Annotated in this window: 17 protein-coding genes and 2 pseudogenes; 5 read left to right on the top strand and 14 right to left on the bottom strand. The window is 71.0% G+C overall.

The genetic code is table 11. The features are described from left to right. Positions 1 to 307: 307 nt before the first annotated feature. Positions 308 to 454: pseudogene (locus AQI94_RS46485) on the top strand (ATP-binding cassette domain-containing protein); the annotation flags it as partial. Between the two features lie 213 nt (positions 455 to 667). Here AQI94_RS46485 and AQI94_RS39785 read toward each other — a convergent pair. Continuing rightward, complete coding sequence (locus AQI94_RS39785; protein ID WP_031047119.1) at positions 668 to 1240, bottom strand: TetR/AcrR family transcriptional regulator; 573 nt, start codon at positions 1238 to 1240, stop codon at positions 668 to 670. Positions 1241 to 1316: 76 nt separating this feature from the next. Here AQI94_RS39785 and AQI94_RS39790 point away from each other — a divergent pair, with 76 nt between their 5' ends. Further along, a complete protein-coding gene (locus AQI94_RS39790; RefSeq protein WP_031047117.1) occupies positions 1317 to 2834 on the top strand; it encodes an MFS transporter in 1518 nt (505 codons plus the stop codon). Between the two features lie 63 nt (positions 2835 to 2897). Here AQI94_RS39790 and serA read toward each other — a convergent pair whose 3' ends face one another. The 6 genes from serA to AQI94_RS39820 all read right to left on the bottom strand — a co-directional run bounded on the left by serA (position 2898) and on the right by AQI94_RS39820 (position 12819). After that, positions 2898 to 4487 carry a phosphoglycerate dehydrogenase gene (gene serA / locus AQI94_RS39795; RefSeq protein WP_007384881.1) on the bottom strand — a complete coding sequence of 530 codons (1590 nt, stop codon included), beginning with the start codon at positions 4485 to 4487 and terminating at the stop codon, positions 2898 to 2900. Between the two features lie 234 nt (positions 4488 to 4721). Further along, the gene (gene ilvC, locus AQI94_RS39800; protein ID WP_031047112.1) at positions 4722 to 5720 is read right to left on the bottom strand and encodes a ketol-acid reductoisomerase; all 999 of its coding nucleotides are present in this window, start codon (positions 5718 to 5720) and stop codon (positions 4722 to 4724) included. Between the two features lie 111 nt (positions 5721 to 5831). Further along, complete coding sequence (ilvN, locus tag AQI94_RS39805) at positions 5832 to 6359, bottom strand: acetolactate synthase small subunit (RefSeq protein ID WP_031047109.1); 528 nt, start codon at positions 6357 to 6359, stop codon at positions 5832 to 5834. 21 nt (positions 6360 to 6380) lie between these two features. After that, complete coding sequence (locus tag AQI94_RS39810; protein ID WP_031047106.1) at positions 6381 to 8225, bottom strand: acetolactate synthase large subunit; 1845 nt, start codon at positions 8223 to 8225, stop codon at positions 6381 to 6383. A gap of 207 nt (positions 8226 to 8432) precedes the next feature. After that, a complete protein-coding gene (locus AQI94_RS39815; RefSeq protein ID WP_031047103.1) occupies positions 8433 to 11426 on the bottom strand; it encodes a putative bifunctional diguanylate cyclase/phosphodiesterase in 2994 nt (997 codons plus the stop codon). A gap of 430 nt (positions 11427 to 11856) precedes the next feature. Then, positions 11857 to 12819, bottom strand: coding sequence for a 2-hydroxyacid dehydrogenase (locus AQI94_RS39820; protein WP_199814334.1), 963 nt, complete (start codon positions 12817 to 12819; stop codon positions 11857 to 11859). Positions 12820 to 12893: 74 nt separating this feature from the next. Between AQI94_RS39820 and AQI94_RS39825 the strand changes: the two genes are divergently transcribed. Both AQI94_RS39825 and AQI94_RS39830 read left to right on the top strand, forming a co-directional pair. Continuing rightward, entirely contained in the window at positions 12894 to 13892 is a 999-nt protein-coding gene (locus AQI94_RS39825; protein ID WP_031047097.1) for an aldo/keto reductase, read from the top strand. A gap of 141 nt (positions 13893 to 14033) precedes the next feature. Then, positions 14034 to 15215, top strand: a complete 1182-nt coding sequence (locus AQI94_RS39830) for a PQQ-dependent sugar dehydrogenase (RefSeq protein WP_031047095.1) — start codon at positions 14034 to 14036, stop codon at positions 15213 to 15215. On the opposite strand, the gene AQI94_RS39835 is transcribed toward AQI94_RS39830, so the two are convergent. The 7 genes and pseudogenes from AQI94_RS39835 to AQI94_RS39860 all read right to left on the bottom strand — a co-directional run bounded on the left by AQI94_RS39835 (position 15208) and on the right by AQI94_RS39860 (position 22655). Beyond that, positions 15208 to 15438 (bottom strand): DUF6191 domain-containing protein, encoded by a 231-nt coding sequence (locus AQI94_RS39835; RefSeq protein ID WP_031047093.1) that lies wholly within the window; start codon positions 15436 to 15438, stop codon positions 15208 to 15210. The two genes, AQI94_RS39830 and AQI94_RS39835, sit on opposite strands and share 8 nt — an antisense overlap. Positions 15439 to 15473: 35 nt before the next feature. Further along, positions 15474 to 18533 carry a helix-turn-helix transcriptional regulator gene (locus AQI94_RS39840; RefSeq protein WP_062230279.1) on the bottom strand — a complete coding sequence of 1020 codons (3060 nt, stop codon included), beginning with the start codon at positions 18531 to 18533 and terminating at the stop codon, positions 15474 to 15476. 137 nt (positions 18534 to 18670) lie between these two features. Further along, complete coding sequence (locus AQI94_RS39845; RefSeq protein ID WP_031051331.1) at positions 18671 to 18889, bottom strand: hypothetical protein; 219 nt, start codon at positions 18887 to 18889, stop codon at positions 18671 to 18673. A 196-nt stretch (positions 18890 to 19085) separates the two neighbouring features. Further along, positions 19086 to 19682 carry a hypothetical protein gene (locus AQI94_RS39850; RefSeq protein ID WP_031051333.1) on the bottom strand — a complete coding sequence of 199 codons (597 nt, stop codon included), beginning with the start codon at positions 19680 to 19682 and terminating at the stop codon, positions 19086 to 19088. A 35-nt stretch (positions 19683 to 19717) separates the two neighbouring features. Next, positions 19718 to 19882: pseudogene (locus AQI94_RS46150) on the bottom strand (GNAT family N-acetyltransferase); the annotation flags it as partial. Between the two features lie 44 nt (positions 19883 to 19926). Further along, positions 19927 to 22155 (bottom strand): MMPL family transporter, encoded by a 2229-nt coding sequence (locus AQI94_RS39855; protein ID WP_031051335.1) that lies wholly within the window; start codon positions 22153 to 22155, stop codon positions 19927 to 19929. Between the two features lie 194 nt (positions 22156 to 22349). Further along, a complete protein-coding gene (locus AQI94_RS39860) occupies positions 22350 to 22655 on the bottom strand; it encodes a hypothetical protein (protein WP_062230281.1) in 306 nt (101 codons plus the stop codon). A gap of 140 nt (positions 22656 to 22795) precedes the next feature. Between AQI94_RS39860 and AQI94_RS39865 the strand changes: the two genes are divergently transcribed. After that, entirely contained in the window at positions 22796 to 23611 is an 816-nt protein-coding gene (locus AQI94_RS39865) for an SAM-dependent methyltransferase (protein ID WP_031051303.1), read from the top strand. Positions 23612 to 23652: the final 41 nt, after the last annotated feature.

The raw sequence follows: 23652 nt of genomic DNA on the forward strand, positions 1-23652 counted from the left end.
GGATAGCACCACCGTGACCACCACGTTCGGCGGGTGACCGGCCCCGCACCCCTGCTGATGACCGACCCCGACAACACCCTCGCCCGGTCCCGCAGGACGCCCTCTGCGCCCTGTCCCCCGTCCACCCGGTCGGCACCCAACTCGCCGCCGCCGCAAGGTCGGTAAGCCGCATGGGCCCGTCGCGAGACACACACCCTCGCCGCGGCCGCGCTGGACCCGCCTCCTCGCACCTCCCCCGCCGGGCCGCACCTCCGCCCCGCACCGCCGGTCCGCCGGCCCGCGAGCCCCGCACCGGCCCTGGCCCCCGATGCAGCCGGCCCTCCAGGACCCCTACGGCTCGCTCAGGGGGCACAAGCCCACGGCCACCGCGATCGCCGACCTCCTCGACCAGGTCGACCTGGACCCGTCGTACGGCCACCGGCTGCCGCACGAGCTCTTCCGCGGCCAGCGCCAACGCGTCTGCACCGCACGGGCGTTGGCGTGCGAGCCCCGACTTCTGGTCCTGGACGAGTCGGTGTCGGCGCTGGACACCTCTGCGCGGGCCGGCCTCCTCACTCTTCCGCCGACCTTCGGGACGGACTGCGCCCCGGGTACCTGTCCATCCGCCACGACCGCCCGGCCGTACGGCACTTCGCGGGCCGGGGGCCGGACACGCGGGAAGGGCGCGTCACGTGCGCGTGGCGGCCTCGATGACCTGGCGCAGGCCCTCGGTGAGGGTGTCCGCGTCGGGCGCGCTCTTGGGGTCGAAGGCCCACTGGCCGATGAGTCCGGTCATCAGCGCCAGATAGAACCGGCCGAGGGTGTCGGCGGTCTCGTCCGTGACCTCCTCCTCCGGCATGCCCATGAGCATGGAGACCAGGCCGCGCCCGCCCTCGCGCTGCGCACGGACCAACTGGTCGCGCACTTCGGGCAGTTGGTCGCCCATGCCCATGATCTCCAGGCTGAGCCGCCACATCGAGCCGGGCCCGCGCATGGTGTCGACGATGTTGGCCCACACCTCCCGGAAGCGCTCCAGCGAGCCGGGTGCGGCGGCGAATCCCTCACCCCCCTCGAAGGACATCTCGTCCACCAGCGCGATGTAGGCCTGCCCCAGCAGCGCGTCCTTCGACCCGTAGTGATAGCCGATGGACGCCAGGTTCGTCCCCGACTCCTTGACGATGTCCCGCGCGGTCGTCCGCAGGAACCCCTTCTCCAGCAGGCAGCGCTTGGCGCCTTCGAGCAGATCCTCGCGATGTCCCATGGGCCCAGCCTATCTAGACGAGCGATTTATACAAACGTCATAGACAAGCGTTTAAGACGCTCGTATAGTCGCTGGCATGACGAACCCGACTCCCGCCGGTTCCCTGGCCGGCCGCCGCGAATGGACCGCACTCGGCGTCCTGATGCTCCCGCTGCTCCTGGTCTCGATGGACGTCTCCGTCCTCTACTTCGCCATCCCGGCGATCAGCGCGGACCTGGAACCGAGCGGCACCCAACAGCTGTGGATCTTCGACATCTACGGCTTCGTCCTGGCCGGCCTGCTGATGACGATGGGCTCCCTGGGCGACCGCATCGGCCGCCGCAGGCTGCTGCTGATCGGCGCGGTCGCCTTCAGCGCGGCCTCCCTCGCCGCGGCGTACGCCCACAGCGCCGAGATGCTGATCGCGGCCCGCGCGCTGCTCGGCCTCGGCGGCGCGACCCTGATGCCGTCGACGATGGCCCTGATCCGCACGATGTTCACCGACTCCGGCCAGCGCGCGAAGGCGATCGGCATCTGGTCCGGCATGATGACGGCCGGCATCGCCCTCGGCTCGGTGATGAGCGGAGTGCTGGTCGAGTACTTCTGGTGGGGCTCGATCTTCCTGGTCAACCTGCCCGCGATGGCCCTGCTGCTGCTCCTCGGCCCGTTCCTGCTCCCCGAGTCGAGGGACCCCGCACCCGGCCGCTTCGACTGGCCGAGCGTCCCGCTGTCGATGGCCGCCGTCCTGCCCGTCGTCTACGGCCTGAAAGAGATCCCGTCCGAGGGCTGGCACGTCGGGTACGTCGTCTCGATCACCGTGGGTCTGCTCTTCGTCGCCCTCTTCGTGCACCGCCAGCGCACCACGGCCTCACCGATGATCGACCCCGCGCTGTTCCGTGGCCACGGCTTCGCCCCCTCCGTGGCGCTCAACCTGATCTCGTCGTTCGCCATGATGGGCTCGGCGTTCTTCACCACGCAGTACCTGCAGTCGGTGCTCGGCAAGAGCGCGCTGGAGGCGGCCCTGTGGGCGCTGCTGCCCTCCGTGCCCATCGGCGCGGCCGCCCCGACCGCGACCGCGCTGGTCCAGAAGGGCGTCAACCGCGCCTACGTCGTCACCGCGGGCTTCGCGATCGGCGCGGCCGGCTATGCCCTGCTGGCACTCGCGGGCACGGACTCCCTGTGGCTGGTCCTGGTCGCGTGCGGTGTCCTGGCCTGCGGGGTCGTCGTGGTCATCTCCCTGATCACGGACCTGGCCCTGAGCAGCGCCCCCGTGGAGCGGGCGGGCTCGGCGTCCTCGCTGATGGAGACGGCCGCGGAGTTCGGCGGCGCCCTCGGGATGGCGGTCCTCGGCTCCATCGGTACGGCGATCTACCGTCACGAGATCCCGTCCTCCGCGCCGGACCCGGCCCGCGAGACGCTGGGCGGGGCGCTGGCGATCGCGGACCGGGTACCGGGCCTGGCCACGGCGGCCCGGGAGGCGTTCACGCACGGCATGCAGGGGGCTGCGATCGCGGGGGCGGTGCTGCTGGCGGGAGCGGCGGTACTGGCGGCGATAACGCTGCGGGGAGTCGAGGTACGGACGGAGGCGCCGGAACCGGAGAGGTCACACGCCTGAGGCATGAGAAAAGGCTGGGCGGACCGAGGGTTCTCGGTCCGCCCAGCCTCCTGTCGTGAAAGGTCAGACCAGGTTCACCGCGCGAGCGGACGTCGCGCCGATCTCCTCGGCGACCTCGGTCAGCACACCCGCGGGCACGGTGTCGTCGACGGTGAGGACGGCCAGCGCCTCGCCACCGGCGATCGCACGCGAGACCTGCATACCGGCGATGTTGATCCCGGCCTCGCCGAAGATCCGGCCCACCGTGCCGACGACACCGGGACGGTCCTCGTACTTGAGGACGACCATGTGGTCGGCGAGGGCCAGGTCGACGTCGTACTCCCCGACGGCGACGATCTTCTGGAGGTGCTTCGGACCGGCCAGCGTGCCGGAGACCGACACCTCCTCGCCGCTGCCGAGCGTGCCGCGCACGGTGACGACGTTGCGGTGGTCGGCCGACTCCGAGCTGGTCGTCAGCCGCACCTCGACACCGCGCTCCTGCGCGAACAGCGGGGCGTTGACGTACGAGACGGTCTCGGCGACGACGTCCTCGAAGACACCCTTGAGGGCGCTGAGCTCCAGCACCTTCACATCGTGCTGGGTGATCTCGCCGTACACCTCGACGTCGAGGCGGACCGCGACCTCACCGGCGAGCGCGGTGAAGATACGGCCGAGGCGCTCGGCGAGCGGCAGGCCCGGCTTGACGTCCTCGGCGATGACACCGCCCTGGACGTTCACCGCGTCCGGCACGAGCTCGCCGGCGAGCGCAAGGCGCACCGAGCGGGCGACGGCGATACCGGCCTTCTCCTGGGCTTCGTCGGTGGAGGCGCCGAGGTGCGGGGTGGCGACGACCTGGTCGAACTCGAACAGCGGGGAGTCCGTGCAGGGCTCCTTCGCGTACACGTCGAGACCGGCACCGGCGACCCGGCCCTCCTTGAGGGCGGAGTACAGCGCCTCCTCGTCGACGATCCCGCCGCGCGCGGCGTTGACGATCCGCACGCTCGGCTTGACCTTGCGCAGCGCCTCGTCGCCGATGAGGCCGACGGTCTCGGGGGTCTTGGGCAGGTGCACGGTGATGAAGTCGGAGACCTCGAGCAGCTCGTCCAGCGACAGCACCTTGACGCCCATCTGGGCGGCGCGGGCGGGCTGGATGTAGGGGTCGTAGGCGACGACCTTCATGCCGAACCCGGACATGCGCTGGGCGACGAGCGCGCCGATGCGGCCGAGACCGACGACACCGAGGGTCTTCTCGGCGAGCTCCACGCCCGTGTACTTGCTGCGCTTCCACTCGCCGTTCTTCAGCGCGGCGTTGGCCTGCGGGATGTGGCGGGCGGTGGCGACGAGGAGACCGCAGGCGAGCTCGGCGGCGGTCACGATGTTGGAGGTGGGGGCGTTGACGACCATCACGCCGGCCTTGGTGGCGGCGGAGACGTCGACGTTGTCCAGGCCGACGCCGGCTCGTGCGACGACCTTCAGCTTGTGCGCGGCCGCGATGGCCTCGGCGTCCACCTTGGTGGCGGAGCGGATCAGGATCGCGTCGACGTCGGCGATGGCCGGGAGCAGTTCGGCTCGATCCGCTCCGTTGCAGTGCCGGATCTCGAAGTCCGGGCCGAGCGCGTCCACAGTCGCGGGCGACAGCTCTTCAGCGATGAGTACGACGGGTTTCGAGCTCACGTGAGTCCTCACAAGTCCATTGCGTGCGGACGGCCGTCCCGACGGCCGCAGGCGGTGGAGGGTACTGGCCGCGTGGAAGACGCACGACGCTGTGGGCCTGACGCGTATGTTGTGCGCCAGTGTAGTGGCGCGGCGGAGGTCGTCTTGCGCCTCTGCGGAAGGATCACCCGTCCGTGATGCGACGGGTTGGACAACGGGGCCGGAGCGGACTCGCTCCGGCCCGTCACGCGAGGCTTACGCCTCCTCGTCGACCCAGCTCATCAGCTTGCGCAGCTGCTTGCCGGTGGTCTCCAGCAGGTGCTCGGAGTCCTGCTGCTTGTACTCGTTGTACTTCTTCAGACCGCCGTGGTACTCGGCCATCCACTCACGGGCGAAGGTGCCGTCCTGGATCTCGGCGAGGATCTTCTTCATCTCGGCCTTGGTGGAGTCGGTGATGATCCGCGGGCCGGTGACGTAGTCGCCCCACTCGGCGGTCTCGGAGATCGACCAGCGCATCTTCTCCAGGCCGCCCTCGTACATGAGGTCGACGATGAGCTTCAGCTCGTGCAGGCACTCGAAGTACGCGATCTCCGGCTGGTAGCCGGCTTCGGTCAGCGTCTCGAAACCGGCCTTGACCAGCGCGGCCGTACCACCGCAGAGAACGGCCTGCTCACCGAACAGGTCGGTCTCGGTCTCCTCGGTGAAGGTCGTCTTGATGACGCCGGCGCGGGTGCCGCCGATGCCCTTGGCGTACGACAGCGCGAGCGCGAAGGCGTTGCCCGACGCGTCCTGCTCGACGGCCGCGATGCACGGAACGCCGCGGCCCTCCTCGTACTGCCGGCGGACCAGGTGACCCGGGCCCTTGGGGGCGACCATGCAGACGTCGACGTTCGCCGGGGGCTTGATGAAGTCGAAGCGGATGTTCAGGCCGTGGCCGAAGAACAGCGCGTCGCCGTCGTTCAGGTTGTCCTTGATGGACTCCTCGTAGACCTGGGCCTGGATCGGGTCCGGGACCAGGATCATGATGACGTCGGCCTCGGCGGCGGCCTCGGAGGGCGTCACCACGCGCAGGCCCTGCTCCTCGGCCTTGGCCTTGGACTTGGAGCCCTCGTGCAGACCGACACGCACGTCGACACCCGAGTCACGGAGCGACAGCGCGTGGGCGTGGCCCTGGCTGCCGTAACCGATGACCGCGACCTTGCGGCCCTGGATGATGGACAGGTCGGCGTCGGCGTCGTAGAACAGCTCGGCCACTTTGGGTTCTCTCCTTGGTGTGCAGGTGTTGCGCCCCACCGTATGACGGCGGACTGGGATGAAGTTTCGGGGTCTCGGCATACGGGCGGCCGGGGCCGCCCGCGCACCGCCTTACGCGCTGCGGTCGAGTGCGCGCAGCGAACGGTCCGTGATCGAGCGCGAGCCGCGGCCGATCGCGATCGTGCCGGACTGGACCAGTTCCTTGATGCCGAACGGCTCCAGCATCTTCAGCATCGCGGACAGCTTGTCGCTGCTGCCGGTGGCCTCGATCGTGACGGCCTCCGGGGAGACGTCGACGGTCTTGGCGCGGAACAGCTGGACGATCTCGACGATCTGGGAGCGCGTCTCGTTGTCGGCGCGCACCTTCACCAGAACGAGTTCGCGCTGAACGGCGGAACCGGCCTCCAGCTCGACGATCTTCAGCACGTTGACGAGCTTGTTGAGCTGCTTGGTCACCTGCTCCAGCGGCAGTTCCTCGATCACGTTGACCACGATGGTGATCCGGGAGATCTCGGGGTGCTCGGTCACACCGACCGCGAGCGAGTCGATGTTGAAGCCGCGGCGGGAGAACAGGGCGGCGATCCGGGCCAGGATGCCGGGGGTGTTCTCCACCAGGACGGAGAGCGTGTGCTTGGACATGATCTTTTACGTCTCTCTCGCTCAGTCGTCTTCGTTGTCGCCGAAGTCGGGGCGGACGTCCCGGGCGGCCATGATCTCGTCGTTGGAGGTGCCGGCGGCGACCATCGGCCACACCATCGCGTCCTCGTGGACGATGAAGTCCACGACGACGGGACGGTCGTTGATGGAGTTGGCCTCCGCGATGACCTTGTCCAGGTCCTCCGGGCGCTCGCAGCGCAGGCCCACGCAGCCCATCGCCTCGGACAGCTTCACGAAGTCCGGCACGCGCGTGCCCTTGGCGTCCGGGTTGATGTCCTCGGGGCCGCTGTGCAGCACGGTGTTGGAGTAGCGCTGGTTGTAGAAGAGGGTCTGCCACTGGCGGACCATCCCGAGGGCGCCGTTGTTGATGATGGCGACCTTGATCGGGATGTTGTTCAGGGCGCAGGTGGTCAGTTCCTGGTTGGTCATCTGGAAGCAGCCGTCGCCGTCGATCGCCCAGACCGTGTTGCCCGGCATGCCGGCCTTGGCGCCCATCGCGGCCGGGACCGCGTAGCCCATGGTTCCGGCGCCGCCGGAGTTCAGCCAGGTGGCCGGCTTCTCGTACTGGATGAAGTGCGCGGACCACATCTGGTGCTGGCCGACGCCCGCGGCGAAGATCGTGTCCTCGGGGGCGAGCTGCCCGATCCGCTCGATGACCTGCTGCGGGGACAGCGAGCCGTCGGCGGGCAGGTCGTAGCCGAGCGGGTAGGTCTCGCGCCAGCGGGACAGGTCCTTCCACCAGGCGCTGTAGTCGCCCTTGTGGCCCTCGCTGTGCTCCTTCTGGACGGCCTGGACCAGGTCGGCGATGACCTCGCGGGCGTCCCCGACGATCGGCACGTCGGCGGCGCGGTTCTTGCCGATCTCGGCCGGGTCGATGTCGGCGTGGACGATCTTGGCGTGCGGGGCGAAGCTGTCCAGCTTGCCGGTGACGCGGTCGTCGAAGCGGGTACCGAGGGCGACGATCAGGTCGGCCTTCTGCAGCGCGGTGACGGCGGTGACCGCACCGTGCATGCCCGGCATTCCCACGTGCAGCGGGTGGCTGTCGGGGAATGCGCCGAGCCCCATCAGGGTGGTGGTGACGGGGGCTCCGGTGAGTTCGGCGAGGACCTTCAGCTCGGCGGTGGCGCCGGACTTGATGACACCGCCGCCGACGTAGAGGACGGGCCGCTTGGCCTGGGTGATCAGCTTGGCGCCCTCGCGGATCTGCTTGGCGTGCGGCTTGGTCACCGGGCGGTAGCCGGGCAGGTCCATGACGGGCGGCCAGGAGAACGTCGTCTTCGCCTGGAGCGCGTCCTTGGCGATGTCGACCAGGACCGGGCCCGGACGGCCGGTGGAGGCGATGTGGAACGCCTGCGCGATGACCCGCGGGATGTCCTCGGCCTTGGTGACCAGGAAGTTGTGCTTGGTGATCGGCATGGTGATGCCGACGATGTCCGCCTCCTGGAAGGCGTCGGTGCCGATCGCCTTGGAGGCCACCTGCCCGGTGATCGCCACGAGCGGCACCGAGTCCATGTGGGCGTCCGCGATCGGGGTGACCAGGTTGGTGGCGCCGGGGCCCGAGGTCGCCATGCAGACGCCGACCTTGCCGGTGGCCTGCGCGTAACCGGTGGCCGCGTGACCGGCGCCCTGCTCATGACGGACCAGGACGTGGCGCACCCGGGTGGAGTCCATCAGCGGGTCGTACGCCGGAAGGATGGCACCGCCGGGGATACCGAATACGGTCTCGGCGCCGACCTCCTCGAGAGAGCGGATGAGGGACTGCGCGCCCGTGACGTGCTCGGGGGCGGACTGCTGTCCTCCGGATCGGGGCCGCGGCTGCGGATGGGCCCCGGTGGCCTGCTCGGTCATCGTCATTCTCTTCTCGATGCTGAGGGTGTGAAGCTGAGGTGGGGAGGCTGGGCAACAAAAAACCCCTCGTGCCAGAAGGCAAGCGAGGGGAGCGCGCCGGGTGGGGATCGCTGAGCGGTCTGTGGCTCAGCGTCAGCCGACGCGCTTTCCAAGTACGAGAATTCGGGTGCGCATGAGACTGACCCTCCCCCCGGCACGCACTCACTGTCAAGTGGGTGGGACGGGAGTCTCATTATGTGAACGGAGGGTCGTCCCACCACCGAGTACGGCGGTGATGCTTCCGCTGTACACGCCCGTACCGCCTCCGGCGAACGCGGGCTCCGCGGGGCCGTGCGGCACCGGATAGTGGCCCGAGGCCAGCGCCCTGCGCAGCCGGTACTCGTCCAGCGGACCGGAGAACGCCATGCCCTGCCCGTGGGTGCAGCCCATCGCGCGCAGGGCGACGACCTGTTCGGGAAGGTCCACGCCGTCGGCCACGGACTGCAGCCCGAGGTCTCCGGCGATTCTGAGCAGCCCACTGGTGATCTTGTGCAGTCTGGCGGACTCCACGACGCCCTCGACCAGGCTGCGGTCGAGCTTGAGCACGTCCACGGGGAGTCTGCGCAGCGCGGTGATCGCCGCGTAGCCACTGCCGAAGCCGTCCAGGGCGATCCGGACACCGACGCGCCGGATCGCGGTCAGCCGGCGCTCCAGCTCGTCCAGCGAGACCCGGGGGTCGGCGTCGGAGAGCTCGATGACCAGGGAGCCGGACGGCAGCCCGTGCCGGGTGAGCAGCGCCTCGACGGAGCCCAGGGGCAGCGAGCGGTCCAGCAGCCGCTGGGCGCTCATCCGGACCGCCACGGGCACGGTGAGCCCGGCCGCGGCCCGCTCGGCGGCCTTCTCCACGGCCTCCTCCAGGATCCAGCGGCCCAGCTCCTGCGTCTTGTCGCTGTCCTCGGCCACCCGCAGGAACTCGGCCGGCGTGAACAGCACCCCCTGGGAGGAGCGCCAGCGCGCCTGGGCGGAGACCGACGTGATCCGGCCGTCCTCCAGACAGACGACGGGCTGGTGCAGCAGGGCGAACTCGCCGTCGTGCAGCGCGGCACGCAGGCGCGTGGCCAGCTCCGCCTTGCGTACGACGTCCTGCTGCATCTGGGGCGCGTACAGCTCGACGCGGCCCTTGCCGCCCGCCTTGGCGCGGTACATCGCGAGGTCGGCGTTGCGCAGGATCTCGCCCGCTCCGAGGCCGGGCTCGGCGAAGGCGACGCCGATGGAGGCGGCGACCCGGACATCGTTGCCGTCGATGAGGTACGGCTGCGACAGCGTGACCCTGAGGCGGTCGGCGAGCTCCAGGATGTTGCCCTCGCGGGCGGTGCGGTCGCGGGTGCCGTCCCCGACGATCAGCGCGGCGAACTCGTCCCCGCCGAGCCGGGCGGCGGTGTCGCCGTACCGGACCGCGTCCTGCAGTCTGCGGGCGGCCTGGACGAGCAGTTCGTCCCCGGCCTGGTGCCCGATGGTGTCGTTGACGGCCTTGAAGCCGTCCAGGTCGATGAAGAGGACGGCCGTGCCGCGGTCGGAGGAACGGCGGCCGGACAGGGCCTGGTGGACGCGCCGGGTGAACAGGGCGCGGTTGGGCAGGTCGGTCAGCGGGTCGTGCTCGGCGTTGTGCTGGAGCTGCGCCTGGAGGCGCACTCTTTCGGTCACGTCCCGGCTGTTGAAGATGAGGCCGCCGTGGTGACGGTTGACGGTGGACTCGACGTTGAGCCAGCCGCCGTCGCCGGACCGGAAGCGGCACTCGATACGGGTGGTGGCCTCTTCGAGCGGGTTGGCCGCGAGGAAGCGGCGCACCTCGTGCACCACGCAGCCCAGGTCCTCCGGGTGGATGAGCCCGGCCAGTTCCGTGCCCACGAGGTCCTCGGCGGGGCGGCCGTAGACCCCGGCCGCGGCCGGGGAGACGTACCGGAGGATGCCGTTGGGCGCGGCGATCATGATGACGTCGCTGGAGCCCTGCACCAGGGAGCGGAAGTGGTTCTCCTTCTGCGCGAGTTCCTGGGTGAGGGTGATGTTGTCGAGCAGCATGATGCCCTGGCGCACCACGAGGGCGAGCACGACGGTGCCGCCGGTGAGCAGCACCACGCGGTCCACGCTGCGGCCGTTGAGGACGTTGTAGAGGATCCCCAGCGTGCAGACGGCGGCGGCGAGATACGGGGTGAGGGCGGCCAGCGACCCGGTGATGGGCCGGGTGGCCGGATACCGGCCCTGGTCACCGCCCTGCGCTCCCTGCGCGGACGGGTGGTGCTGGATCCCGAACCGCTGCCTGGGCAGGTGTTCGTGCACCACGCGCGTGTGCCCGGTGGGGCGCTGCCGGTCGCCGTCGCTCCGGGGCGCGGCCCAGGGGGCGTAGGCGAGGAGCAGGGAGCCGGCGAACCAGCCGGCGTCCAGCAACTGACCGGAGCGGTAGCTGTTGTGCAGCAGCGGCGAGGTGAACAGGGCGTCGCACATCACGGTCAGGGCGAGCGCGCCGATCGCGGTGTTCACCGCGGTGCGGTTGACCGCCGAGCGCCGGAAGTGCAGTGCCAGGACCATGCTGACGAGGGCGATGTCCAGCAGCGGGTACGCCAGGGACAGCGCGGTGTGCGCGACGCTCGGCCCCTCGGACTTCGCCGCCTGGGCGAGGGCGAGGCTCCACGAGAGCGTGAGCAGCGAGCCGCCGATCAGCCAGGCGTCCAGGCCGAGGCAGACCCAGCCCGCCTTCGTCACCGGCCGCTTGGCGAGGACCAGCAGGCCCACGATCGCGGGCGGCGCGAAGCAGAGGAAGAACAGGTCGGCGCAGCTGGGATCGGGCACGTCCCGGCCCAGGACGACCTCGTACCACCCCCAGATGAGATTGCCGAGCGAGGCCATCGTGGAGGAGATACCGAAGAGCAGCCAGGCGGGTCGAAAGCGGACCCGACGGTTGCGGGCGTGGACGAAGCACGACACGGCGGCGGTGCCCGCCGCGGCACTCAGCCCGAAGTCGCCCATGACCAGGGCCACTTCAGGCGACCCCCAGTCGAGCGCGGAACCGATGGCGTAGCCCGCGCACACCAGGGCGAGAAGGAGTTGGTGGACCAGGCTCGACCCGCCACGGGCGGTCGGCGGCCGCGAGGGCAGCGCCCCCCTCACGGGCCGGGCGCGCAGCGCTCCGTCGAGGGTGGTCGTGGGAGACGGGGGCGAGCTCACCGGGCCCTCCCGGTCCGCGCCGCTCCGGGGTCCCGGGGGTCCGGGTGCGCCGGGTGCGCATGCCTCCTGCGGCTGCTGTGCCTGCGGTGGTGATGACCGCCGTGACCGGCGTGGTGGCCGCGTCTGCGCGCGGCTGTGTGCCAGGGTCGGAGCCGGCGGCCCCGCCGCGTCGGATCGTTGGTCCATAGGCCGTGCATCGCCCGTCGCCCCCCTCACAGTCTGCAATGTCCATCCCCGGCGCCGAACGGTGCGCGGCGCAGCCCCTGTCGGGACGATACACCAGTCTCGTCACTCAGGGACATAGTTCCTCTACGCTCCGTGACGACCAGCGGCGATGCGAGCACGGACCGCGTCCGAAGGGTTGCGGAGGGTACCGGAAGCGGATTACACGCCTGTTGCGCGCCCGCCCCGACAGCGCGTTCCGTACGCGTCACGCGCCGCCTGATCCCGTCGTAAGGATCACGTTGCGCAAGGGCTCCCGGTTCACATAACGGTTCAACTGATCCACCAACAGGCGCTTGGCGCGCGGCAGGAACGCGGACGTGGGTCCTCCGACATGGGGACTGATGAGTACGCCCGGCGCCTGCCACAAGGGGTGCCCCTGGGGCAGCGGCTCGGGGTCGGTGACGTCGAGGGCCGCGGTGATGCGGCCGGTCTCCAGCTCGGCGAGCAGCGCCTTGGTGTCGACGACGCCGCCGCGGGCCACATTCACGAGGAGCGCGCCGTCCTTCATACGGGCAAGGAACTGGGCGTCGACCAGGTGACGGGTGGTGTCGTCGAGGGGCGTGGACAGGATGACGACGTCCGCCTCGGGGAGCAGGGCGGGCAGTTCGGCGAGCGGATGCACGGGGCCGCGCTCCGTGGTGCGCGCGGAGCGCGCGACGCGCGCCACCCGCGCCACCTCGAACGGCACGAGCCGGTCCTCGATGGCGGTGCCGATCGAGCCGTAGCCGACGACGAGGACGTTCTTGTCGGCGAGCGCGGGCCGGAACGCGCCCTGCCAGGACTGCTGTTGCTGGGCGCGGACGAACTCGGGGATGCCGCGCAGCGAGGCGAGGGTCAGGGTGAGCGCCAGCTCGGCGGTGCTGGCCTCGTGCACACCGCGCGCGTTGCACAGCGGCACGCCCGGCACGATGTCGGACAGCCGGGCCAGTACGTCGTCGACACCGGCCGTGAGCGTCTGCACGAGCCGGAGGTTGGTCATGTACGGCAGGGGCCGGACCTTCACCGGCTGCCGCTTCATGTAGGGCACGACGTAGACGGCGCAGTTCGCGGGATCTCCCGGGAAGTCCTGCTCACCGTCGTCACCCCCGTCCCAGAAGAGGTAGTGGGGCCCTTCGGGGAGCCCTGCGATCTCGTCCGGCGGGATGGGGAGCCACACGTCAGCAGTCATGCCAGGAGGCTATGTCAGGCGTCCCGCGGCCCAGAGGTTAGGTTGGGGGCCGGAAGAGGGAGGGTCACGAGCAGGTGGAGCGCAGGACGATCGGCGCGGCGGCGCTCGCGGTGGGAGCCGTCGGACTCGGATGCATGCCGATGAGCTGGGCCTACAGCGGTTCGCGGCAGCGGGGTGACGAGTCGGTCAGGGCCGTGCACCGAGCACTCGATCTGGGCTCGACGCTGCTGGACACGGCCGACATGTACGGCCCGTTCACCAACGAGCTGCTGCTGGGGCGGGTGTTGAAGGAGCGGCGCCAGGAAGCGTTCGTGTCCACCAAGGTCGGCCTGCTGGTGGGCGAGCAGCACATCGTGGCCAACGGCCGCCCCGGCTACGTGAGAAGAGCCTGCGACGCGTCGCTGCGGCGGCTCCAGACGGATGTGATCGACCTCTACCAGCTGCACCGCGAGGACCCCGAGGTCCCGGTCGAGGAGACCTGGGGCGCGATGGCGGAGCTCGTACAGGCGGGAAAAGTACGGTCGTTGGGGCTGTGCGCGATGGGGGTGCGGGGCGGTCGCCGCTCCGGAACCAGGCTGTACGACGCGACGGTCCGCCAGTTGCGACGGGTCCAGCAGGTCTTCCCGGTGAGCGCGGTGGAGGCGGAGCTGTCGGTGTGGTCGCCGGAGGCCCTGGAGACGCTGGTGCCGTGGTGCGCGGCGCGCGGGATCGGCTTCCTCGCGGCGATGCCCCTCGGCAACGGCTTCCTGACCGGCACCCTGACCCCGGGCGAGGGCTTCGAACCGGACGACGTCCGCGCCCGCCACCCCCGCTTCACCGCCGAGATGATGGCCGCGAACCAGCCGATCGTCTCCGGTCTGCGCCGCATAGCGGCCCGCCACGGAGAGTCGGTCACCCCGGCCCAGGTGGCACTGGCGTGGGTCCTGGCCCAGGGCGGTCACGTGGTCCCCGTGCCGGGCACCAAGCAGGAGCGCTGGGCAACGGAGAACGCGGGGGCGGCGACCCTGCGCCTGACCGACCGGGACCTCACGGAGGTGGCGACACTGCCACCGGCGCAGGGATCGTGGGACTAGCGGACCCGGCCACCGCACCCACCACCCGCATCCCCCTCCCACCGCTCGCGGGAACCGGTGGGCGCATCGGGTCAGGGAGATCGGGAACCTGGGAGGGGCGAGCGGTGTATGACAGGTAGGACTCGCCGCTTCGAAGGGACCATGATCGTGCATCGTCGAGTTGTGACGGCCGTGCTGGCCGCGACCACGCTCCTGCTGACGGCCGGCTGCTCCTCCGACGGCGGAGGAGGGGGCGGCGGCTCGCCGGACGGCGCGAACAGCGCCGCGTCGAGCGGTTCGGGCTCGGGGTCCTCGCCCACCGAGCAGGCCGCGGAGGCGACCCCGCCGGCGAAGGGCTCGGTGAAAGTGGTGCGCACGGTCGCCGAGGGACTCAAGACCCCGTGGGGCCTCGCCCCGCTCCCGGACGGCGACCTGCTCGTCTCGTCCCGGGACGAGGGCACGATCACCCGGGTCGACGGACAGTCGGGCAAGAAGACGGAGCTCGGCCGGGTGTCCGGGGTCTCCGCGGCCGGCGAGGGCGGCCTCCTCGGCATCGCCCTGTCCCCGGACTACGCCTCGGACCACATGGTCTACGCCTACTTCACCTCCGACTCGGACAACCGCCTCGTCAGGATGGTCTACGACGAGCAGAAGGCGTCCGGCGAGCAGCTGGGCGCCCCCGACACCGTCTTCAAGGGCATCCCGAAGGGCTTCATCCACAACGGCGGCCGGATCGCGTTCGGCCCGGACGGCATGCTGTACGCGGGCACGGGTGAGAGCGGCAACACCGGCCTGTCCCAGGACCGCAAGTCGCTCGGCGGCAAGATCCTGCGCCTGACCCCGGAGGGCGACCCGGCCCCGGGCAACCCGTTCCCCGGCTCCCCCGTGTATTCGTACGGCCACCGCAATGTGCAGGGCCTCGCCTGGGACGCCAAACAGCGGCTGTTCGCCTCGGAGTTCGGCCAGAACACCTGGGACGAGCTGAACGCGATCAAGCCGGGCGACAACTACGGCTGGCCCACGGCCGAGGGCAGGTCCGACGACAAGCAGTTCCACAACCCGATAGCGCAGTGGCACACCGACGACGCCTCCCCCAGCGGTGTCGCCTACGCCGAGGGCTCCGTCTGGATGGCCGGTCTGAAGGGCCAGCGCCTGTGGCGCATCCCGTTGAAGGGCACGGCGGCCTCGGCCGACCCGCAGTCGTTCCTGAAGGGTGAGTACGGCCGGCTGCGCACGGTCGTCTCCGCCGTCGGGGACAAGCTGTGGCTCGTCACCAGCAACACCGACGGCCGCGGCAGCCCCAAGGCGGGGGACGACAAGATCCTGGAGATACAGGTCAGCTAGCCGGACGCTCGTCCACGTCCACGTCCACGTCCTCGCCCGGGCCGTCGTGCGAGTCCTCGTCCGGCTTGGGGCGGCGGACGACGACCTTCCCGGACGTGAGATCTATCGGTCCGCGTCCGGGGTCGCCGTCGCCGACGTCCTCGCGCGTCAGCTCCAGCCGCTTCTGCTCGTCGTGGGTGTGCTTGCGGCCGGGTGCGAACAGTTCCTCGAACATGTTGAACATGCAGCCTCCCCTGCCGGTCTCCTACACCGTACGCCTCACTCTGTGATCGGCACGTGGAGAGCCTCCACCGGGAACAGTGCCAGCCGGTGCGCCACCGCCGCCGCTTCTCCCCGTCCGGAGACGCCCAGCTTGGCGAGGATGTTGGACACATGGACGCTCGCCGTCTTCGGGGAGATGAAGAGCTCCTCCGCGATCTGGCGGTTGGTGCGGCCGAGGGTGACCAGGCGCAGGACGTCGCGTTCGCGGCCGGTGAGGCCGAGGGAGCGGACCGGGTCGGCCCGGTCCAGCGCCGGGACCGCGGTCAGGGACAGACGGGCGCGCTGGGCGAGCAGCGTGACCGCGTCGGCAAGTGGCCGGGCGCCCAGGTGCGCGGCGGCGGCATGGGCGAGGCGCAGGAGCTCGGTGGCCCGGTCGCGCTCGGGCTGTTCGGCGCCGCCGGGTGCGGACAGCAGGGCCTGGGCGAGCCGGTGGCGGACGCGAGCGAGGTCGTAGGGGCGTTCCAGGGGCTCGAAGGCGGTGAGGGCCTCGTACCAGTGGTCCGAGGTGTCGGCGCGCTCGGCGCGCAGCAGTTCGGCGCGCAGCCGGCGTTCGTGGGCCAGCCAGACGGGCGCGTTGGTGGCGAGGGGCCTGGCGGCCTCCCGGATGCGGTCGAGGATCTTCGTGCGGCCCTGTTCGGCGACGGGCAGGCCGAGGCTGTCGGCCTCCATGGTGGCGGCGGTGAGCAGCAGGGGCCAGGCGTAGCGCTGGGTGCCGGGTGGGAAGCCGGAGTCCAGGACGCGTTCGAGTTCGGCGCGGGCGTCCAGGAGGCGGCCTTCGCCGGCGGCGACTCCGATGGTGATGTCGGCGAGGGGCAGTTCATGTTGGGGGGCCTGGTCGTGGGAGCCGAAGTAGCCGCGCGCGGCGGACACTTGACGTGCGGCTTCGGTCAGCTCGCCGCGGGCGAGCGAGAGGGCGGCCCGGTTCACGGCGTGGAAGCCGCGGGGCTTGGCGCTCTGGCCGACCCGCTCGGCCTGGGAGGCGGCTTCCGCGGCCCGGTCCCAGTGGCCCAGGGAGTAGAGGGACTCGGCGAGGTTCCCCCAGATCCAGGCCTCCTTGTCGGACAGGCCGTGGCGTCGTGCGTGGGTCAGCCCTTCCTGCAGGACCTCCACCGCTTCGCGGGAACGGCCGATGCTTTCGAGGGAGGAGGGCAGGTTGACGTAGGCGCGGCTGGCGACGCTGGGGATGCCGTCGTCGAGGGTCCGCCGCAGGACGTCGAACATCTCGTCGAGGCCGGCCTGGACGCTGCCGGACTCCACCACCAGACCGGCGAGGGTGAGCCGGGCGTTCATCTCGATCTCGCTGGCGCCGACCATGCGGGCGTACTCCACCGCGCGTTCGGCGGCCGAGAAGGCCTCGGGACCGGGGACGTGCACATGGGACCAGTTGGCGACGGTGGACAGCACCTCGGCGTGCACCTCGGACGGCGGCAGGCCGCGGACCAGGTCCTCGGCGGTGGCCAGTTCGGCCCAGCCGTCGCCGCGGGCCAGCCCCTGGACGAGATGGGAGCGCTGGACCCAGAACCAGGCCGCGCGCAGGGGGTCCCCGTCGTCCTCCAGGAGGTGCAGCGCCCGCTTGGTGATCTTCAGGGCGCGCTCGCGTTCGCCGCCCAGGCGACCGGCGACGGCGGCCTCGGCCATCAGGTCGAGGTAGCGCAGCGGGGTGGTCGCCGGGTCGCAGCCGCAGGGCGGGTAGACCTCGGTGTAGTCGACGGGGCGCAGGGCGTCCCTGACGTCCTCGGGGGTGGTGTCCCACAGCTCCATCGCGCGTTCCAGGAGCCGGAGTTGTTCGGCGTAGGCGTGCCGGCGGCGGGCGGTGACGGAGGCGTCCAGGACGGCGGGCAGCGCCTTCGCGGCGTCGTGGGCGTGGTACCAGTAGCTGGCCAGGCGCATGACCCGTTCGTCGGCGGGGACGAGCGTGGGGTCGGCCTCCAGGGCTTCGGCGTAGCGCCGGTTGAGGCGGGAGCGTTCGCCGGGCAGCAGGTCGTCGGCTACGGCCTCGCGGACCAGGGAGTGCCGGAAGCGGTAGCCGTCCCCGTCGGGTGCCGGAAGGAGGATGTTGGCGTTCACCGCGACCCGCAGCGCCTCGATGAGGTCGTCCTCGGCGAGCCGGGTGACGGCGGCGAGCAGCCGGTACTCCACGGTGGAACCGCCCTCGGCAGCGACCCGGGCGACCCGCTGGGTGCTCTCGGGCAGCCCCTCGACGCGGACCAGGAGCAAGTCGCGCAGCGAGTCGGTGAGGCCGGTGCCGCAGCCCTCGGTGGCGCAGACCGCGAGTTCCTCGACGAAGAAGGCGTTGCCGTCGGAGCGTTCGAAGATCTCGTCGACCTGGGCGGGGTTCGGTTCGCTGGCGAGGATCCCGGCTATCTGGCGGCTGACCTCGTCCCGGTTGAAGCGGCCGAGTTCGATGCGGCGGACCGTGCGCAGGCGGTCGAGTTCGGCGAGCAGGGGGCGCAAGGGGTGGCGGCGGTGGATGTCGTCGGCGCGGTAGGTCGCGAGGACGACCAGGCGGCCGGTGCGCAGGGTGCGGAAGAGGTAGGCCAGGAGGTGGCGGGTGGAGGCGTCGGCCCAGTGGAGGTCCTCCAGGGCGACGACGACGGTGCGCTCGGCGGCGACGCGTTCCAGGAGGCGGGCGGTGAGTTCGAACAGGCGGGCCAGGCTCTCCTCGTCGTGGCGTCCGGTGCCGCGGGCGGGGATCGTCTCGCCGACCTCGGGCAGCAGCCTGGCCAGTTCCTCCTCCTGGCCCGCGGCCGCGGCGGCCAGTTCGTCGGGCAGGGCGCGGCGCAGGGCGCGCAGGGCGGTGGAGAAGGGTGCGAAGGGCAGTCCGTCGGCGCCGATCTCCACGCAGCCGCCGAGGGCGACGACCGCGCCCTGCCGGCAGGCGGCGGTGGCGAACTCCTCGACGAGCCGGGTCTTGCCGACCCCGGCCTCGCCGCCGAGCAGCAACGCCTGCGGCTCGCCCGCGGCGGCGCGGGCGAGCGCTTCGTTCAGGCTGTTCAGCTCTTCGGCGCGGCCGACGAACACGGGACTGACGGACCTGGTCTCCACAGGGCCGAGCATGGCACGCGGGTCCGACAGCGCGGCACTCGTTTTCGGGGCGGGGCGGGTTCCCCAACTGCCCCTGGTTGCCGGGAGGACGGCCGCGGTGGTGACCGCGGGGACGGGCCGGGCCGTACGGCCGTCCTCCCTGCCGGCGCTCACGCCGGGCGGAGGAACCGGTGCCGCCGGGGGCGGCCGGTATGTGCCTCACCCTCGGGGTCCAGAGCCTGGGAGGTGTCCCCCTCCGCGATGCGTGCGGCGGCTTCGCGACGGGCGGCGCGGCGGCCGCGCAGGGTCTCGCGGACGAGCCGCTCGTGCTCGGCCTGGCGGAGGAGTTCGGCGGAGCGGTACCGGGAGATCTCGTACTCGGCATACATGGCGTCGTCCTTGTCGGAGTCGGTTTCGGGCTTCGCTTTCTGCGATGCCTCCACCTTCGTCTCCGAGGGGGGTCGGCCACATCGGGAGAGTTCCGCATCTTCGGGGGCCGCTGGGGCCTTAGACGCGAGGGAGGGGCCTCAGGAGCTCCGTAAGGTACCTACGGATGCCCTAAGACCCCTCATGACCTGCGGTTGTTCAGCTCGTGGAGGGCAGGTCCAGCAGGACGCCGGTGTACTTGAGGACGGCCAGGAGCAGGCCGACGACCCCGAGTGCGACACCGCCCCAGGCGACGGACTTGATCCACACGGCCTGCGGCTTGCCGGGGGCACCGAAGGCGGGCCGGGCCAGCACACCGACCCCGACGACCAGGGCGAACAGCGCGAAGACGCCGCCCCACAGCGCGGTGGTCTGCCAGGCGTCGCCGTAGACCTCCTTGACCTGCTTGGCGACGCTCGCGGTGGACGAGGTCTGCAGCTGGCCGACGAGGGTCTCGCGGGCGGCGGCCACGGTGCCGACCCAGCTGCCGGTGAGCGAGACCAGGCCGAGCGCGGCGGAGACGACGGCGCCCGCGCCCTGGCCGACGCCGGTGGGGCCCTCCTCCCGGGCGGCCTCGGGCAGCTCGTCCTCGTCGTCGATGTCGTCGGCGGCGGTCTCGTCCGCGGTGGTGTCCTCGGCCGTGGTGTCCTCGGCCTCCGTCACCTCGTCGGTCTTGGCGACGCTCACCTTCTGCTCGTCGGTCGTGGCCTCGGCGCCCGTCTCGGCACCGGTTTCGTCAGCTGTCTTCGTTCCCATGTCGGGCACCGTACGGATCCTGTCTGAGAGGTTTCTTAATGATCGTTCCGGGCTGCACGCGCGTGTGCCTCACGCCACTCGGGGGCGAGAATCGACCACACCTCGAGGTCGTGCCGTACGCCACCATAGGGGTGCGCCGCACGGCGGGCTCCGTCGCGGGTCGTTCCCGGGCGACGGGCGACGTCGGTGCCGGCCGTGTTTCGGTGGCGGCGCCCCCTTCGATCCGGGGAGTCGCGCCCCGTCGTCACCCGGTGATGTCGCGTACGTCCCCGTCCCGCTCCTTCTCCAGCTCCGCCACGACCTCGTCCAGCCCTTCATGGGCGGCGCGGCACTCCGGCGGCTCGATGCTGATGCGGGGCATCCGGCGGTCCAGCCAGCCCGGCAGCCACCAGTTGGCGCCGCCCAGGAGGTGCATGAGGGCGGGAACGAGGAGCGTGCGCAGGACGAAGGCGTCGAGGGCCACGGCGGCGGCGAGGGCGATGCCGAACATGGCGATCACGCGGTCGCCGCTGAGGACGAAGGCGAGGAAGACGGAGATCATGATGACCGCCGCGGAGTTGATCACCCGGCTGGTCTCGGCGAGTCCGACGCGGACGGCCCGGCGGTTGTCGCCGGTCTCCAGCCATTCCTCGTACATCCGGCTGACCAGGAAGACCTGGTAGTCCATGGAGAGCCCGAAGAGGACCGAGACCATGATCACGGGCAGGAAGGGTTCGATGGGGCCGGCGCGGCCCAGCCCCAGCAGCTCGCTCCCCCAGCCCCACTGGAAGATCGCCACGACCACTCCGAAGGCGGCGGCGACGGCGGCCACGTTCATCGCGGCGGCCTTCAGCGGGATGCCTACGGAGCGGAAGGCGAGCAGGAGCAGCAGACAGCCCAGGCCGATGACGACGCCGACGAACAGGGGCAGCTTGCCGACGATGACGTCCGCGAAATCGTCGTAGGAGGCGGTCATCCCGCCCACGTGGATGTCGAGCGTGGTGCCGGTCTCGGCGCGCGGCAGCACCTCGGTGCGCAGCCGGTCCACCAGGTCACTGGTCTGCTGGGACTGCGGGGCGGACTCGGGGACGATCGTGAAGTAGGCGAGGTCGCCGACGGTGTCGTAGGTCACCGGGGTGGTGGAGGCGATGCCCTCGGTGGTGCGCAGGGTGGCGTCGAGGTTGTCGAGGAGGAGCTTGTCCTCGGCGCCGTCGACGGGGGTCACCAGCGTCAGCGGGCCGTTGACGCCGGGGCCGAAGCCCTCCGCGAGCAGGTCGTAGGCCTGCCGGGTGGTCGAGGACCGCGGGTCGTTGCCCTGGTCGGAGGTGCCCAGGCGCAGGCCCAGGGTGGGCAGGGCGAGGACGGTGATGACCAGCAGGGCGATCGCGCCGAGCAGTTTGGGGTGCCGTTCGACGAACGCGGACCAGCGGTGGGCGAACCCGGTCGGCAGTTCGGGCTGGGGCCCGTGCTCGGTGAGCCGGCGCCGCTCGCGCCGGCTCAGGGCGCGCATGCCGATGAGGGAGAGCAGGGCGGGCAGCAGGGTCACGGACGCGGCGACGGTGAGGACGACGGTCAGCGAGGCGGCGATCGCGACGCCGTTGAGGAAGCCGAGCCTGAGGATCAGCATCCCTAGCAGGGCGATGCAAACCGTGGCACCCGCGAAGACGACGGCACGCCCCGTGGTGCTGACGGCGTTCTCGACGGACTCGGCGACGCTCAGCCCGCGTTTCAGGCCGCGCCGGTGTCTGGTGACGATGAAGAGCGCGTAGTCGATGCCGACGCCGAGCCCGATCAGCATGCCGAGCATGGGCGCGAAGTCGGCGACGGTCATGGCGTGCCCGAGCAGCACGATCCCGGCGTACGCGGTGCCGACGCTCACCAGGGCGGTCGCGATGGGCAGCAGGGAGGCGGCGAGCGAGCCGAAGGCCAGGAACAGCACGACGGCGGCCACGAGCACGCCGACGATCTCGGCGACATGGCTGCCGGAGGACTCGGTGAGGGCGACGGCACTGCCGCCCAGCTCCACCTGGAGCCCGTCGGCCTCGGCGTCCTTGGCGGTGTCCACCAGGGCCTTCGCCTCGGCGGCGTCGATCTCCTCGGCGGAGTGGTCGAAGGTCACGGTGGCGTACGCGGTGTGTCCGTCGGCGCTGATCCGCCCGGTGCCCGAGTCGTCGTACGGGCCGACCACGGTGGCCACGCCGGGCAGGTCGGCGACTTTGTCCAAGGTGGCGGTCATCGTCTGCTCGACGTCGGCGTCCCGGACCGAGCCGGAGGTGACGTGCCAGACGACGGTGTCGCTGTCGCCGCCGAGTCGCGGGAAGCCGTCCTGGAGCAGCTGGGTGGCGCGGCCCGACTCGGTGCCGGGGACCTCGTAGTCGTTCGAGTAGGCGGACCCGGCGACGGCGGCGCCCGCGCTCACTCCGCCGAGGGCGAGGAGCCACAGGAGGACGACGACCAGGCGTCGTCGGACACACCAGCGTGCGAGGGCTGCCACGAACGTGCTCCCAGGAATGGTGAATTGTGGATCTTTGACCGGGAACAGTCGTTCATGAGGTGAACGGCCCGCAAAGAACGCATGAGCAATGCGTGGCCCACTCTTGCAGGCAAAAGTGATCGTTTACCGCGATCGTGCGCTTATTCACAAGAGTGGGAGACAGATCACAGGACAGTAACGGCCTCTCTGTCACCTCAGTCGAACTGGTCGCCCAGCGCCATCACCATGACCCCGACGATCAGCAGCCACAGCGCTCTGCGGGTGCGCCCCCGGGAGCCCAGGACCGTCGCGAGCACGCACACCGCGGCACCGAAGGCGTAGGCGGCCGGCACGAGCGCGGGGGCGGAGCCGGCCGCGCGGAGCGCCGCCGCGGCCAGACCGGCCAGGGTCAGCAGGGCGCCGGTGCCGGAGGCCGTCCAGCGGGCCCGCCGGGCGTCCAGGGCCTGGTCGTCGTAGTCCTCCCGTATGTCGGACGGTTCGAAATTCGCAGGACCGTTCATGGCGGGCGAGCGTAGCGTGTTCCGCTGAGAATGCCGGGCCTCCGACGGCCCCCGACTGAAGCAGGTGCGTTGTTTGAGCGTCCGACCGAGCTCCGCCGTATCCCTTTCCGTCTCTCAGGACTCAAGGAGCCCGTTCACCGATGCCAGACGACATCACCCCGAGGACCTCGCAGACCTCGAATGAGGACCTCATCCGGCGGCTGACACAGGACCGCTACCCCCGCAGCAACAGCTACGACGTCCGCTGGGTCATCGAGAACCAGATGGGCCCGAACGCGCTGTGGCTGCTGGAGTGGCTCGCGCCCGCCCTGGGCCTGGACACCCTGCGCCCCTGCGCCCGGGTGCTCGACCTGGGCTGCGGCCGGGCGATGACCTCGGTCTTCCTGGCCAGGGAGTACGACGTCCAGGTCACCGCGGCCGACCTGTGGGTCAAGCCGGACGACAACGCGAAGCGCATCGCCGAGGCAGGTTTCGCCGACCGGGTGCTGCCCGTGCACGCCGAGGCGCACGACCTGCCGTTCGCCGAGGGCAGCTTCGACGCGATCGTGAGCATCGACGCCTACCAGTACTTCGGCACGAACGACCTCTATCTGCCCACGCTGACCCGGCTGTTGAAGCCGGGCGGGCGGATCGGTGTCGTGGTGCCGGCGCTGCGGGAGGAGCCGGACGGCATCGAGCCGCCGGAGCACCTCAAGCAGTGGTGGGAGCCCGACTTCTGGTGCTTCCACACCGCCGACTGGTGGCGGCGGCACTGGACCCGCAGCGGAGCCGTCGAGGTGGAGACGGCCGACTGGCAGCCGGACGGCTGGCGGGACTGGCTGCTGTGGTGCGAGGTGATCGCCGAGGAGAGCCCTCAGGAGTTCCATCGCACGATGGCCCGCGAGGTCGGCGAGATGGTCCGGGTCGACGAGGGCCGCTCGCTGGGTTTCGTACGGCTTGCAGGACGCCGTAAGTAGGTAGCCGTACGGCCCCGGAGGAGAAGTCCTCCGGGGCCGTA

Source organism: Streptomyces pseudovenezuelae (assembly GCF_001513955.1).
Taxonomy (GTDB): Bacteria; Actinomycetota; Actinomycetes; order Streptomycetales; family Streptomycetaceae; genus Streptomyces; species Streptomyces pseudovenezuelae.